At 48.5% G+C, this 14,006-nt stretch carries 14 protein-coding genes and 1 pseudogene; 5 read left to right on the top strand and 10 right to left on the bottom strand.

Annotated features, from left to right (window positions below; genetic code table 11):
* Together ABYP73_RS05550 and ABYP73_RS05545 are read left to right on the top strand one after the other, a co-directional pair.
* A partial coding sequence (locus tag ABYP73_RS05550) for a DASH family cryptochrome (RefSeq protein ID WP_372973692.1) occupies nt 1-676 on the top strand: 676 nt, incomplete at its 5' end.
* 13 nt (nt 677-689) lie between these two features.
* Nucleotides 690-2,222, top strand: a complete 1,533-nt coding sequence (locus tag ABYP73_RS05545) for a cryptochrome/photolyase family protein (protein ID WP_372973691.1) — start codon at nt 690-692, stop codon at nt 2,220-2,222.
* A gap of 128 nt (nt 2,223-2,350) precedes the next feature.
* On the opposite strand, the gene ABYP73_RS05540 is transcribed toward ABYP73_RS05545, so the two are convergent.
* Nucleotides 2,351-2,899 (bottom strand): ClpP family protease, encoded by a 549-nt coding sequence (locus ABYP73_RS05540; RefSeq protein WP_372944460.1) that lies wholly within the window; start codon nt 2,897-2,899, stop codon nt 2,351-2,353.
* A 232-nt stretch (nt 2,900-3,131) separates the two neighbouring features.
* Here ABYP73_RS05540 and ABYP73_RS05535 point away from each other — a divergent pair, with 232 nt between their 5' ends.
* Nucleotides 3,132-3,800, top strand: coding sequence for a hypothetical protein (locus ABYP73_RS05535; protein ID WP_372973690.1), 669 nt, complete (start codon nt 3,132-3,134; stop codon nt 3,798-3,800).
* Nucleotides 3,801-3,802: 2 nt separating this feature from the next.
* Here ABYP73_RS05535 and ABYP73_RS05530 read toward each other — a convergent pair whose 3' ends face one another.
* The 3 genes from ABYP73_RS05530 to ABYP73_RS05520 are packed head-to-tail and all read right to left on the bottom strand — an operon-like array spanning nt 3,803 to nt 6,782.
* A complete protein-coding gene (locus tag ABYP73_RS05530) occupies nt 3,803-4,960 on the bottom strand; it encodes an MFS transporter (protein ID WP_372944458.1) in 1,158 nt (385 codons plus the stop codon).
* 24 nt (nt 4,961-4,984) lie between these two features.
* Nucleotides 4,985-6,253, bottom strand: a complete 1,269-nt coding sequence (gene kynU, locus ABYP73_RS05525; RefSeq protein WP_372944457.1) for a kynureninase — start codon at nt 6,251-6,253, stop codon at nt 4,985-4,987.
* A gap of 49 nt (nt 6,254-6,302) precedes the next feature.
* Nucleotides 6,303-6,782, bottom strand: coding sequence for a GNAT family N-acetyltransferase (locus tag ABYP73_RS05520; RefSeq protein ID WP_372944456.1), 480 nt, complete (start codon nt 6,780-6,782; stop codon nt 6,303-6,305).
* A gap of 66 nt (nt 6,783-6,848) precedes the next feature.
* Between ABYP73_RS05520 and ABYP73_RS05515 the strand changes: the two genes are divergently transcribed.
* Nucleotides 6,849-7,490: an O-methyltransferase gene (locus tag ABYP73_RS05515; protein ID WP_372944455.1), complete on the top strand. Its 642-nt coding sequence runs from the start codon at nt 6,849-6,851 to the stop codon at nt 7,488-7,490.
* Here ABYP73_RS05515 and ABYP73_RS05510 read toward each other — a convergent pair.
* The 6 genes from ABYP73_RS05510 to ABYP73_RS05485 all read right to left on the bottom strand — a co-directional run bounded on the left by ABYP73_RS05510 (nt 7,444) and on the right by ABYP73_RS05485 (nt 12,873).
* The gene (locus tag ABYP73_RS05510) at nt 7,444-8,028 is read right to left on the bottom strand and encodes a phosphatase PAP2 family protein (protein WP_372973689.1); all 585 of its coding nucleotides are present in this window, start codon (nt 8,026-8,028) and stop codon (nt 7,444-7,446) included. The two genes, ABYP73_RS05515 and ABYP73_RS05510, sit on opposite strands and share 47 nt — an antisense overlap.
* 8 nt (nt 8,029-8,036) lie before the next feature.
* Nucleotides 8,037-8,318, bottom strand: coding sequence for a twin-arginine translocase TatA/TatE family subunit (locus tag ABYP73_RS05505; RefSeq protein WP_372944453.1), 282 nt, complete (start codon nt 8,316-8,318; stop codon nt 8,037-8,039).
* Between the two features lie 93 nt (nt 8,319-8,411).
* Nucleotides 8,412-10,721: a M1 family metallopeptidase gene (locus tag ABYP73_RS05500; protein WP_372973688.1), complete on the bottom strand. Its 2,310-nt coding sequence runs from the start codon at nt 10,719-10,721 to the stop codon at nt 8,412-8,414.
* A 72-nt stretch (nt 10,722-10,793) separates the two neighbouring features.
* Complete coding sequence (locus ABYP73_RS05495) at nt 10,794-11,300, bottom strand: DUF6702 family protein (RefSeq protein ID WP_372973687.1); 507 nt, start codon at nt 11,298-11,300, stop codon at nt 10,794-10,796.
* A gap of 36 nt (nt 11,301-11,336) precedes the next feature.
* Entirely contained in the window at nt 11,337-12,137 is an 801-nt protein-coding gene (locus ABYP73_RS05490; protein ID WP_372973686.1) for a carboxypeptidase-like regulatory domain-containing protein, read from the bottom strand.
* Nucleotides 12,124-12,873, bottom strand: coding sequence for a carboxypeptidase-like regulatory domain-containing protein (locus ABYP73_RS05485; RefSeq protein ID WP_372973685.1), 750 nt, complete (start codon nt 12,871-12,873; stop codon nt 12,124-12,126). Before ABYP73_RS05485 ends, ABYP73_RS05490 begins: the two co-directional genes overlap by 14 nt.
* Nucleotides 12,874-13,180: 307 nt before the next feature.
* Between ABYP73_RS05485 and ABYP73_RS05480 the strand changes: the two are divergent.
* Nucleotides 13,181-14,006, top strand: a pseudogene (locus ABYP73_RS05480) (hypothetical protein); the annotation flags it as partial.

Below are 14,006 nucleotides of genomic sequence, written 5' to 3'. Positions count from 1 at the left end.
TTCGGGAGGTGAAAATGCAGGCGGGAAAAGGATACAGGAGTACTTCTGGGATAGTGGGAAACTGGCCTATTATAAGAAGACAAGGAACGGTTTGGTAGGAAAGGATTACAGTTCCAAACTTTCTCCCTGGCTCGCCAATGGTAGCCTCTCAGCCAAAAAGGTATATTGGGAGGTAAAACGATTTGAAAAAGAGGTGAAAAAAAACCAGGACACCTATTGGCTCGTTTTTGAGCTCATTTGGAGGGATTACTTCAAATACGTATCTCTGAAACACGGCAACCGTATTTTTCATTTAGGCGGAATCCTCGGCAGGGATTACTCCTGGGGAAATTCAGAGGCTGCAAAAAAAGACTGGATCCGTGGCAACACCACTGAACCTTTTGTGAATGCCAATATGATAGAACTCGCCAGGACAGGATGGATGAGCAACAGGGGCAGGCAAAATGTAGCCTCCTTCTGGGCTAAGGAACTGCAACAGGACTGGAGGATAGGAGCTTCTTATTTTGAGGCCATGTTACTCGATTACGATGTACACAGCAACTGGGGCAACTGGATGTACAACAGCGGGGTAGGAAATGACCCCAGAGACAGGAAGTTCAACATACAGCGACAGGCTTCCCAGTATGACCCCAAGGGAAAATTCCAAAATCGATGGTTGCAGACAAGTCTGTTTTAAATACGGGATACAGATGAAAACATTAAGACTCATCCTGGGCGATCAGCTCAATCTTCAACACTCCTGGTTCCAGGAAGTGAACCCGGATTGTGTCTACCTTCTGGCAGAGATGCGGCAGGAGACCGATTACGTAAAGCACCATATCCAGAAGGTGATTGGCTTTTTCCTCGCCATGCGTTCTTTTGCCGACGCTCTTAAAAGTCAGGGGCACCAGGTGGTCTATTACAAGATCGGAGACGAGGACAACCCGCAAAATCTGGAGGAGCTTATCTCCAGAGAAGTAGATAAACACAGGTTCGAAAAATTCGAGTACCTCCTGCCAGATGAATACCGGTTAGACCAGCAATTAAAAAAGATCACTCAATCCCTTAAGATCGAAAGTTCACATCGGGATACAGAACACTTCCTCACGGAACGGGATACCCTGAAAGATTTCTTCAAGGGCAAGAAACAACTGGTCATGGAATCTTTCTACCGCATGATGCGCAAGAAGTACGATATTATGATGGACGGGGAAGAACCGGAGGGAGGACAATGGAACTACGACAAGAGCAACCGCAAGAAATGGAAAGGTGATCCCGCCATCCCCGCAGAACTGGATTTGCGAAAAGACGTCAGTGCGATACTCGAAGAACTACGCGAGGCCGGGGTCTCCACAATCGGAAACATAGAGCCTTCACTATTCAACTGGCCCACGACCCGAGATGAAGGCCTGGAATTACTGAATTATTTCAAAAAGAACCTGCTGATTCATTTCGGGGACTTTCAGGATGCGCTGCATACCGATGAGAAATTCCTGTTTCATTCCCGACTTTCCTTTGCCATGAACGTAAAAATGATCTCTCCAAAAGAGGTCATCGATGCCGTTATCAGTCAGTACCGGGAACAAGAAGAGAAAATCCATATCAGTCAGGTTGAAGGTTTTGTGCGCCAAATCCTGGGATGGAGGGAATATATGAGGGGGATCTACTGGAAGGAAATGCCGGCGTACCAAAAGAAGAATGCTTTGGGCAACCACAATCCCCTGCCCGATTTCTACTGGACCGGCCAGACCAAAATGAATTGTTTAAAACACTCCATAGGGCAAAGCCTTGATGAGGCCTATGCCCACCATATTCAGCGACTGATGGTCACAGGGAATTACGCCCTGCTTACCCAGACAGATCCGGATGAAGTGGATGCCTGGTACCTGGGCATCTACATCGACGCCATTGAATGGGTAGAGATCACCAATACACGCGGAATGAGCCAGTTTGCAGACGGTGGTATAGTGGCCACAAAACCTTATGTGAGCAGTGCCAACTACATCAATAAGATGGGGAACTACTGCTCCGGATGCACCTATGACCACAATAAAAAGACATCAGAGGATGCCTGTCCCTTCAACGCCCTGTACTGGAATTTCCTGGATGCCAAAAAAGAAGTATTCAAAGACAACCCCCGTATGGGAATGATGATGAACCTGCTGGCCAAAAAAGACAAAAAGGAAATGGATCAGATCCGGAAGCGGGCCCGAAAGATCATCGAACATCCGGATCAATTCTGATGTGACTACAACCCGCGTCATCCGGATCGGATTTTCCTGCGTATATATTTTATCTTCCGCCTTTGGCGTCCACATAAAAAAGTCCGGTTGCAATAGCACCGGACTTTCCTTTTGTCTTGAGGACCTGATTATTCCAGGATCCCGTCAACGATACCGTATTCTACAGATTCTTCTGCACCCATCCAGTAATCGCGGTTAAAGTCTTTCATAACTTTTTCAACAGTCTGCCCACAATTTTCTGCCAGGATTTTAGCACCCAATTCCTTGGTCTTGATAATCTCCTTGGCCTGAATCTCTATATTGGATGCCTGTCCCCTGGCCCCTCCACTAGGCTGGTGGATCATGACCCGGGCATGTGGCTGGATAAACCTCCTGCCTTTCTTGCCTACGGAGAGCAGAATAGACCCCATGGAAGCAGCCAAACCGGTACAAATCGTGGATACGGGACTCTTGAGGGATTTGATGGTGTCGTATATGGCAAAACCCGAGGTTACATAGCCCCCGGGGCTGTTGATGTATAATTGTATTTCCTTGTTGTTCTGCATGTCGAGGTACATCAACCTGTCAATGACGTGTTTGGCAGAACCATCATCGACCATTCCCCAGAGGAAGACTTTCCTCTCCTGCAGCAATTTCTCATCTATGGCCTCCTGAACCTTACCTTTTTTGGCGCTCATAATACTTTTTTATTTGCCTTCAAAGGTACGCATTTACCCCCCATTCTGACAAGTGGGACCTTACCAAAATTACCTCTGATCAACACCTTCTTTTTCAGGAGTTTAGATGCATCGTCTGAAAACCTCCCTGGTCTGGCATCGTTGAGAAAACTTCTGAGATTTTGTTTCGCAGGAACATCCCGTCAGTGTGATTTTATACCTCTAACCTGTTATATTTGGAAAAAAAATACAAATGAAGAAATACCTCTGCCTCATTGTTTTTATCACGGTCCTGGCCGGATGCAAAACCGAGACCAAAAAAGTGGCCCCTGAAGAAGAGCTGAACATTCTGGAAAAGGTCGCCCTCGCCCATGGAATGGAGCATTGGAATAAGGTAAAGGAGATCCGCTTTACCTTCAATGTAGACAGGGATACCATGCATTTTGAAAGGGCGTGGGTATGGAACACCAGATCACAAGAAGTCCGGGGTATCTCGAGAGGTGACACCGTAATGTACAACCGAAAAGGAGTGGACAGTCTCTCCCAGAGGGCGGATGCAGCTTTTATCAACGACAAATACTGGCTGCTGGCCCCCATCAACATAACCTGGGACAAAGATAACCTGACCTATTCCGTGGAGGAGAAAGTACCTGCGCCCATCAGTAACGACTCCCTTACCAAGTTGACCGTAGTTTATGGAAACGATGGCGGATATACCCCCGGGGATGCCTATGATTTTTACCTTGGGGAAGATTTCCTCGTCAGAGAATGGGTGTTCCGAAGGGGAAACAGCCCGGAGCCTTCCAGTGTGAGTACCTGGGAAGGGTATAAAGAGTTAAGCGGGCTCAACATTTCTACCATGCACAAGAACAAAGAGGGTAATTTTTCACTTTATTTTACGGATGTAGAGGTGATCCAATAAGGTCAGTTCTTCCTGATCCTGTTCCTTCTCATCAAAAAAGTGGTGAAAAGCACCACCACAACCCCGGTCAGTAAAACCGTAAAACTCGTGTTCAGGGAATACTCTTCTGCCAGGAAACCCAGGATGACCGGCCCGAGCAAAAAGCCTGAATAACCGGAGCCGGCGATAAATGCCACGCCCTGGGACGATTCTACGCCTTTCACATTACCCCCGATCCTGAAAAGTTCAGGAATGATGACAGAAAATCCCAGTCCGGTCAGGGCAAAACCCACGATGGCCATATAGGTATTAGCCAGGAGAACACAGAGGTAACCGGCAATGGCTATACACGAACCGAAGGTCACGATCCTTACAGAACCTATACGTGCGCTGATGGCATCACCCAGGAAGCGGCCGAGGGTCATGGTGATCTGAAAACCCAGGAATCCTGCTCCCCAGAGGGCTTCGGGGGCCAGGGTCACCTCCTTGAGGAAGAGACCGCTCCAGTCTACAATAGCCCCTTCGCTGGCCATGACCACAAAGGAGACGACCCCGAGCAGTAAAAGAGGCTTAAAATGCCTGAAACTAAAGGGTTCCTTCTCTATAGGCGCGGCTTTGATGTGCAGGTATTTTTTTGAGAAAATTAGATTGACGGCAAAAACGAGGATCACCGCCGCCAGCATATGAAGCATTCGGTTTTCAAATACGAGGATAAGGAAGCTCCCCAGACCGGCCAGCACCCCACCCAGGCTAAAAAAGCCATGGGAGGCAGACATGAAATTCTGCCTGTCCTCTTTTTCGATTTCCGTTACCAGGGTATTCATGGCGATATCCAGGAGTCCGTTTGCCGAGCCGAAGAAGAACAGCGCCAGAGCCAGGGTGATAAAACTATTGGCCATCAGAGGAAACAGGGCAGTAAGGCAGAGCATCAGGATGCCGTACCAGGTAGCACGTCCCACCCCGAGGTAATTGACGATCCTGGAAGCGACAGGGAAGACTGTAAATACGCCGAAGGACAGAAAGAACAGGGCGATCCCGAGAGTGGCCTTGTCGATCCCGAGGTCTTCCTTGACCATAGGAATATAGATGGCCCAGGTCCCGAAAAGTATGTTCAGGCTGGCAAAGGCCCAGGCCGGACCAAAATAACGCGGGTTAGACAGGATAAGTCGGAGTGACTTCATAGGCTATGAGCAGATGGATCGAATTTAGGTTTCCTGAATACCTTTTTTGAGGATCTGCCCGAATCGGTACATGTCCTCAAAAGAGCAATAAAAGGGAGCCGGAGCCAAACGGATCACATTGGGTTCTCTCCAGTCTGTGATCACTCCGTGCTCCATCAGGTAGTCAAACAAGGGACGACCTTCCCCGTGCAGGAAGACGGAAAGCTGGGTGCCTCTTTCATTTGGGGTGATAATCTCAAATTTGCTGTCGACCTCCTTATCGATCTCTTTGAGGATAAATTCGAGGTAGGAAACGATCAGATCCCGTTTCGCGATCAGGGCAGGCATCCCCACCTCCTCGAACATTTCCAGGGAGGCCAGGTAAGGGGCCAGGGCGAGCACCGGAGCGTTGCTGACCTGCCATGCATCGGCGTTCTCCATGGGGTCAAATTCGGGTTGCATCAGGAAACGCGTTTCTTTTTTGGTTCCCCACCAGCCCTCGAACCTGGGGATATCCTTCCGCCCGTGGTATCGTTCATGGATGTAAACCCCGGAAGCATTCCCGGGTCCGCTGTTCATATATTTATAACTGCACCAGGCTGCAAAATCCACGTCCCACTCGTGCAAAGCGAGATCGACATTGCCTGCCGCATGCGCCAGGTCCCATCCCACAATAGCCCCTGCAGCCTTTCCTGCACGGGTTATCGCTTCCATGTCAAAAACCTGTCCGTTGTAATAATTCACCCCGCCGAGGAGCACAAGGGCGAGTTCGTCGCCCACCTCTTCGATCTTCGCCAGGATGTCTTCCGTCCGCCAATGGTGTTCCCCATCCCGCTTTCTCACCTCTACGAGGGTATCGGAGACGTCCAGACCGTGAAATTTGATCTGGCTCTGGAACATATACTGATCTGATGGGAATGCCTTTTCCTCACAAAGGATCTTATACCTTTTTTCTGTAGGCCGGTAAAAGGAGACCATCAGAAGATGCAGGTTTACGGTTAGGGTGTTCATCACGGTAATCTCGGAGGCCTTTGCCCCTACCACCTTAGACAAGGGAGCTGCGAGCCGCTCGTGATAATCCCACCAGGGTTTGTCTGCGTAGAAATGGCCTTCTACCGCCAGCTGCCTCCAGTCTTCCATGATCTCTGCCACGTAAGCAGCCGTCCTCTTGGGCTGTAATCCCAGGGAATTCCCTGTAAAATAAATGACCTGTTTACCCTTCATGACAGGAAAATGAAACTGCTCCCTGTAGGGTGCCAGCGAATCCGAAGCGTCTAGTTTTCGTGCGAACTCTAACGAGTTTTCGAAGGTCATAGTCATGTTTTTCGCAAAAATACAACAAGCCCGGATAACGAAGAATACTTTATCGCTGATCTCCCGCCGGGCGTGGAAGTCGCATTTCGATCAGGTGTTTTTTAAATCCGGCCTTTTCATAGGCGGCCATTGCAGGATCATTTTCCTGGTAGACGGTCAATCGAACTTCTTTTAGTCCTTTGCGATAAGCCCAGTTCTTTAATTTTTCGATGATCATCCCATTGATACCCTTACCCCTGTACTCCGGGAGGGTATACATAAAGCCCAGGTGGGCGTATTCCGCATGATCGAGATAAGGCCTCGCGGGTTTGGCCATCCCATAGCCCGAGCTTACCACCTTACCGTCTGCTTCGGCCACGAGAACCAACACCTCCGGATCAGCGATAAAAGCCCCGATATCGTAATAATGCAGCTCCCCCGGGCGAATGGTCGGGTCCATGGGTCTCTCGGCCTCAATGAGTTTTTTTTCGAATTGCAGAAGCACGGGCAGGTCTTCCCGAAAGGCTTCTCTAATAATGATCTTGTCCATGCCCAGCACCCGTTAGTTGGCCAGATGAAAGTAGACCAAAATGGCTATTTTTGCAAAAACATCCGCATGCATTTTCTATCAGACCGCCTGCAGGGTTACATTACGGATCATTCTGAGGATGAACCCGAATACCTCCGGGACCTGAGCAGGGAAACCCACCTCAAGGTGCTGCAGCCCAGGATGATCACCGGGCATTACCAGGGCAGGGTCCTCAGTATGCTATCAAAGATCACAGCTCCTGATCGCATCCTGGAGATCGGCACCTATACCGGGTATTCTGCGCTATGTCTGGCAGAGGGACTTCGTCCGGGCGGCGAACTGCACACCATCGATATCAATGAGGAACTGCAGGAGATCCAGAACAGGTTTTTTCGGCTTTCCGGCTTCGGCGGACAGATTCGGCAACACGTAGGAGATGCCCTGGAGATCATCCCCACCCTGGATCTGGAATTCGACCTGGTCTTCATCGACGCGGAAAAGAAAGAGTATTCCGCCTATTTTGAGGCTGTCTTACCCAAGACCAGGAAAGGAGGGATCATACTATCAGACAACGTCTTGTGGTCAGGGAAGGTCATTGAACCCCTCGACCCGGCAGACAAGGCCACAAAGGCACTTTTAAAATACAATGACATGCTGAAGTCCGATCCCAGGGTGGAGACCGTCATGCTGCCGGTCCGGGACGGCTTAACCCTGAGTCGGGTTTTATAAATCTTTGGAACCCCTGGTAGAAAAGCACCGCCATAAAAACGCCTACCAGTGAACCAGCGATCAAATCGAGCGGATAATGCACTCCAACATAGATCCTGCTGAGAGAAAACAACAAGGGCCATATAAAGAATACGTAAACCCAGGGAAGCTTTTTTCTCAAAAACAGGACCACCAGCGTGGTGATGGCGAAGGAATTGGCGGCATGCCCGGAGAAAAAACTGTAATCTTCGGGCCGGAGCAGCACGCGAATAACGCCTCTGAGCTCATCCGCATTGTTGGGCCTGAGTCGGGCAACAAATTCCTTGGTTACGTACATGAGGGCCATCACACAGCCAAAAAGCAGCAGGGTGGTCAGGATCCTGGCCAGGGCTTCCTTTCTTGAAAACTTGAGCAGAAAAAGTATGGCGAACAGGGCAAAGAGGGGAATCCAGGATGAAGTGTGGGTGACATAGGCCCAGAAAGCGTCATATTCTTCGATTCCCAGGCTGTTCAGAAAGATTAAGGTGTTGCGGTCCCATTCTATTAGTCTGTCCCACATCCGTAGCCCTACTTTCGTTTGATGGTTCCGGAGACCTCTTCAATGTTCTTTTTGACCTGATTCATCTCCTTTTTGATATCTTCTGTGATACTCGCGTCGATCCCCTGTTTCTCAGCGCTCTTTTTGATCTCCTGCTTAATATCTTCAGTCGCATCCTTTAACTGCCGCATTCCTTTTCCCAGGGTTTTGGCGATGCCCGGGATCTTGTCGGCACCAAAGACCATCACCACGATGAACATGATGAAGAATATTTCCGCCCCGCTGATAAATAAGAAAACTAATGAATGCATGATACAAATATAATCAAGTTTGGAACCCTTTACGTAAAATAAAAAGGTCCCGGCAAAAATTGTCGGGACCTGTTTGTCTTAAAGGATATATTCTTAATCTCCCTTGATACCTTCCTTGAATTGATTGAATTCTGAAGGGGATTCTTTCCTGGGCCAGCTGTTGTTGGTCACGTCGATGTCTGCAGTTTCGGCCCTCGGATCCACAGTTATGGCCACGAGTTCCGTTTGGGCAGAGATGACCCTCTTCACTTCGGCATCATTCCTTCTCCAGATCTCCGGAGGGTACGTTACCTGCTCGGTACTCCCGTCTGCATAGGTGTATTCCACGATCAGCGGCATAGGGATTCCTCCTGGCTTGTCAAAGGTCACTTCGTAAAAGTATTTGGGCTCTTTGATCCTTGCCCTTTCTTCGGCAGTGAGGTTGTCCATCATGAATTCCTTCAGAGGGGCCGAGATCTCACTGGGTGATTTGCCCATCATGTCCTTATCTGTGTCCTCACGGTCTTCTTCAACCAGGTAAACCAGAGGTGGCAGGTCTGATTCGGTCATATTACGGGCTTCCATATACTCCCTCATTTCTTTTCCTGGCTTGTCACTGACCACGTATTTCTTAACTCCCTTCACTCCGATATCCACGTAGTCTGTGGTGTAGAACCAACTCCTCCAGAACCAGTCTAGATCCACAGCCGATGCGTCTTCCATCGTACGGAAAAAGTCCTCCGGAGTAGGGTGTTTGAACATCCATCGCTGAGCATAGGTCTTGAAGGCATGGTCAAAGAGCTCCCTGCCCATGACAGTCTCCCTGAGGATATTCAGAGCCGTTGCAGGCTTGGCATAGGCGTTGGGGCCCAGCTGAAATACGTTTTCGGGATTAGACATGATGGGAGCGATAGTGCTTTGGTCCCCACTCATGTAGGGGATAATTTTGGAGGGTGCTCCCCTTCTGGACGGGTACTTGTCATTAGGCGCGATCACTTCGGGAAAGGCTTCACCGAATTCCTGCTCGGCCAGGTACTGCATGAAAGTGTCCAGGCCTTCATCCATCCAACCCCACTGTCGCTCGTCGGAATTGACGATCATGGGGAAGAAATTGTGCCCTACCTCGTGGATGATCACGCTGATCATCCCGTATTTAGTTCGCTCTGAGTAGGATCCGTCCTCGTTGGGTCTGCCGTAATTCCAGCATATCATGGGGTATTCCATCCCCTGGTTCTTGGCATGGACGGAAATAGCCTTGTGATAAGGGTAGTCAAATGTATGGGCCGAATAGGATTTCAGCGTACTGGCCACTGCTTTGGTCGAAAGTTCTTCCCATAGAGGGTTTCCTTCTTTCGGATACAGTGATACGGCCATAACGTCTCTGTCGCCTATCCTGACCGCCTGCATATCCCATATGAATTTCCTGGAGGAAGCAAAGGCGTAATCCCTCACATTCTCTGCCCTGAATTTCCAGGTCTTCTTTTTCTCAGAAAATCCTTTTTCAGCGGCCTCAGCCTCTTCCTGGGTGACGATGAGCACGGGTTTGTCATAGGATCTCTGGGCCTCCCCGTACCGCTTCATCATTTCCTTGCTGAAAACTTCCTTTCGGTTCAACAGCTTTCCGGTGGCGTCGAGCACGTGGTCTGCGGGCACCGTGATATTGACATCATAATTTCCGAAAGGCAGAGCGAATTCACCGCTTCCCCAGAACTGGTGGTTCTGCCACCCTTCTACGTCGCTGTAAACGGCCATGCGCGGGAAGAACTGGGCGATCACATAAGCCCTGTTTCCGTCTTTTTCGAAATACTCGTATCCGGATCTTGCCCTGTCTACCGTATGATCAGGGATATTATACCACCACTTTATGGAAAATGAAACCTTTTCTCCGGTCTTTAAAGGTTCCGGAAGATCCACCCTCATCATGGTCTGGTTAATGGTATACGGTAAAGATTTCCCACTGGCATCCTTTACATGGTCAATCCTGAAGCCGCCGTCAAAACCTTCGGTCATATAGGTCTGGGCGAAAGAGCCGGTAGTATAGGCCACATTGACGCCATTTCCATTTCTCAGGGGCGACTTGGAATCCCTGGCCCGCACATTCTGATCGAGTTGCAACCACAGAAATTCCAGCGCATCCGGGGCGTTGTTATGATAAGTAATGGTCTCCTCCCCGTATAACCTGGCATTTCTGTCATCGAGTTCGATATCCATTTTGTAATCGGCCTGTTGCTGATAATAGCTGGGGCCCGGAGTTCCAGAAGCCGATCGGTACATGTTGGGGGTGGCGAACTCCTGATACATCTGCCTGAATTTGTTCTGGTTGGTGTGCCCGGGTTCTCTTTCCGTTTTTGTTTGCTCCTGTGCGAAGGAGAATGCGACAAAGAAGACGAGCAATGTGGAAGTGATACTTTTGAATTGATTCATAGAAAAATGATGATTTTTTTAATTTTCCGGCGCGGAAAATAGGGTTTTCTGGGGAGATTAGGACGGTACTTTTTAAAAGTTTAACATTCCCGAATTCCTTTCCCTTATAAGCACAAAACTCTTCTTGAGATCCCCGAACCTTAAGTGCACGATATTCTTCTGCTCTTCGTACACATCCATCAGTATCTCGTTCTGCACTTCCACAGACTTAAGGCTCTCCAGGGATATTCCCGGCGCTTCCACGAAAAGGACCAGAAGGTCGTTTTCCACCTTTTTCCCCAGGAAGGTGTATGCTGTGATTTCCCCGTTGACCTTCAGTGCGAATTTAGACTTGAGATATCTGTCGATATACGCGTCGGCATCATCACCTTCCTCTGGTGTTCCCAGCAAGAGTTCCACATCATACCTCTCTAACAGCGCTTTTTCCAGGTCGTCAATAAAAACCCTGCTGGTGATCTGTATGGCCTCATCCGGCGCGTAATATTCTATTTGAGTGACGCTGACATAGAATTTATGGGCAACAGACCCCAGGAGAAGGGGTGATAGAATTATGAGGAGTAGTTTAGAGATGTTCATCATTTTTCTTTCATAGGTCAATTCCCGTGCCAGAGTTCCCTAGTCGAGTTGATTATTCTCCCGATAGGCCTTGCTCTTCACCAGCAATAGATTCAGAATAGCGATATGGTCCTCGGATGAGACGACAGAATCAAACTTCGAATCGACCTCACAGAAATACATAAAATCATCGATACGATCGGCCGGGATTCCCATTTGATGGACGAATATGCTATCGGGATAATAATTTCTCACTTCCTGAGTGAGCAGGTATTTTCTATCCCTGGCCACCCTTCTTTTGAGCATTTTGGTCCGGCCTGTGATCATATTGATCAGGGGATTGAACGGCATGGCCGTTATCATCCCCAGGTGGAAGGGACCCATGGATGCCTCTTTCAAAAGGCGTTCGCTTTGCATCATGGGTTTTACATAGGCATTGGGAAGTCCGAGGGTGGAAGCTGTCACCACGGGTTCTGTTTTCATTTGCTGCATATCCCTGAGCAAGTCACCTGTCAGGTTATAGGGACGAACCACCACCTCATCGAGCTCGTTGACGAACTCTTCCAGGTTCACGTAGATAAATCTGCTTTCAAGGACAGAGGCAGAAAGGATGAGTCGTTTTCGCTGATATTGCACAGCCGAGAACAGGAGGGTATCTCCGGCAGAAGCCGTTATGGAGAACAGGCCTTCTTCATCAGAGATGGTCGCCCTGCCGGCCGTCGTATTCATGATGTGCACGTCCGGTATGCCCTGATTCTCAAAACGTATCTGTCCCTGGAGTTGAGAATTAAAGAAAGTTTGTCCGCTTAGCGTCTGGCAGATGACTAGGACACACACAAGCAGCCAACTACTCTTCCACATTGAGGCTTTGTCTGAATTCCTTGCTATGGTTCACTAAAAATTCGATCAGTTGAAATTCATTGTCCTTTCTCAGGAGGGACTGAGCGGGGAGTTTGCTGTCGCAATACACAAGAAAGGCATCGATCTGATCCTGGGACAGCTGCAGGTCGCGCACAAAGAAATCGTCGTCGTATACCTGCCTGAGCACTTCACTCACTTTCAGAGGAGTCCGGTCTGCGCTTTCGTCTCTGTTTCCGGAGAGGAAAAGGGCCTTGAAGATATTCACAAAGTTGAGTCCATCCCTCATTTGGACACCAGCCGGGTCCAGTGCAACATTTCTGAACTCAGAAGTAGCATCGGTTTCGTACTCGTATTCCTTGAACTCTTCATTCTGAAGGCGTAGAAATTTGGTCTGGTTTTCCGGACTGACGGTCACCTCGTCGAGTTCCGTGACCTTTTCGTTTACCTCTACCACCAGTCGGTTTTTCCTGAGGATCTCCGGGGTTACCTTCAGGATTTCTATCTGGTAATTGATGGCGGTAAAGACCAGTTCGTCTCCCTCCCTCACATAGATCAGGAATTCCCCTTTCTCATTGGTGATGGTCGCCCGTTCGGTCGTAGTATTGATCACATTCTCATTGGGAACGGGTACATTGCGGTACATTACCTGCCCGCGCAGGGGCCTGCGGTCCTCCGTCTGAGCAATTCCCAGAGTGAGGAAGAATAAGGCGGGTACTAAGAGGAGAATTCTTTTCATGTCGTTACGGGCTGAAGGTAATACCGAATCCATCTGATCTTTTACCTCGGATATCACCCGGGGAGATAAAGAAAAAAGAAGTTGAGATCATAAAAAAATTAAACGTCTTAAAACTTATGTTAAAAAGGCGACCTTCATCCCGGGCAAAGGCCTGATCGTCCTAGAATTTACAAGAATTACCCGGGATTTTCGAATCGAAAGGCGAGCCGGGTGGTTTACCCCAGAAATTTGTATTTCAGGGTAAATCTTTAGCAGGAGTCACAGATAATTCTACATTTGTATCTGCCATTTTTCTGAGAGTGCGTTTATGAAAATGAAAAAGAAATATGTCCTTAGCGGGATCATGATGGTCTTGTGTTTTGGGGCTTTTGGCCAGATCAAGATAGGGGACAATCCCCAGAATATCGATCCTGCCTCCATTCTGGAGTTAGAAAGTACCACCAGGGCTTTCGTGATCAACAGGGTGACCACTGCCCAGATGAATGCCATTGTGCCCATCGAGGGGGCCATGGTGTACAATACGGATATTCAGTGTCTACATTATTACGACGGGGAAGAATGGCTAAACCTCTGTGAGGCCCTGGGGCTGACCATCACCAACAATCCGATTGTACACCTGGACACCACCATTGCGATCACCAGGACGGACAACAATATTAACCTGGAGGTCAAATCTATAACCGGTTTGCAGATTGAAGATAGAAGTATTACAAGAGAGGATATAGCCTTATTCACTATTGGCGGAAATTTGATTCAAACCAAGTCAATCACAATAGACAAATTAGCAGCAGCTGGAGCTCCAGGTCAAATCATAAAGATAAATCCTGCTGGGAATGCGGCAATATGGGTTACTCCACCACCTGCACCTATTGCCTTCGGAAAAGTGAGTGGAAATGTACTTTTAGGTGGCTTCGGTGTGGCTAATGTTATACAAATAGGAGTAGGCATTTACCAAGTTATTTTATTGAATCCACAACCTAATAGCAATTATACTATTCAGCTTACGGTAACAGGCGAAAATAGAATAAATGTTGATTTTCAGGACAATAATTCATTTTTTGTTCAAATAAAGGAATTCAATTCTAACAATTTTGTTGGAAACTCAGATTGGTATTTCACAGTAATAGGCAATT

The sequence above is a fragment of the Muriicola sp. genome, assembly GCF_041567615.1.
Taxonomy (GTDB): domain Bacteria; phylum Bacteroidota; class Bacteroidia; order Flavobacteriales; family Flavobacteriaceae; genus Muriicola.
This window is presented reverse-complemented; position numbering and strand designations above follow the sequence as displayed.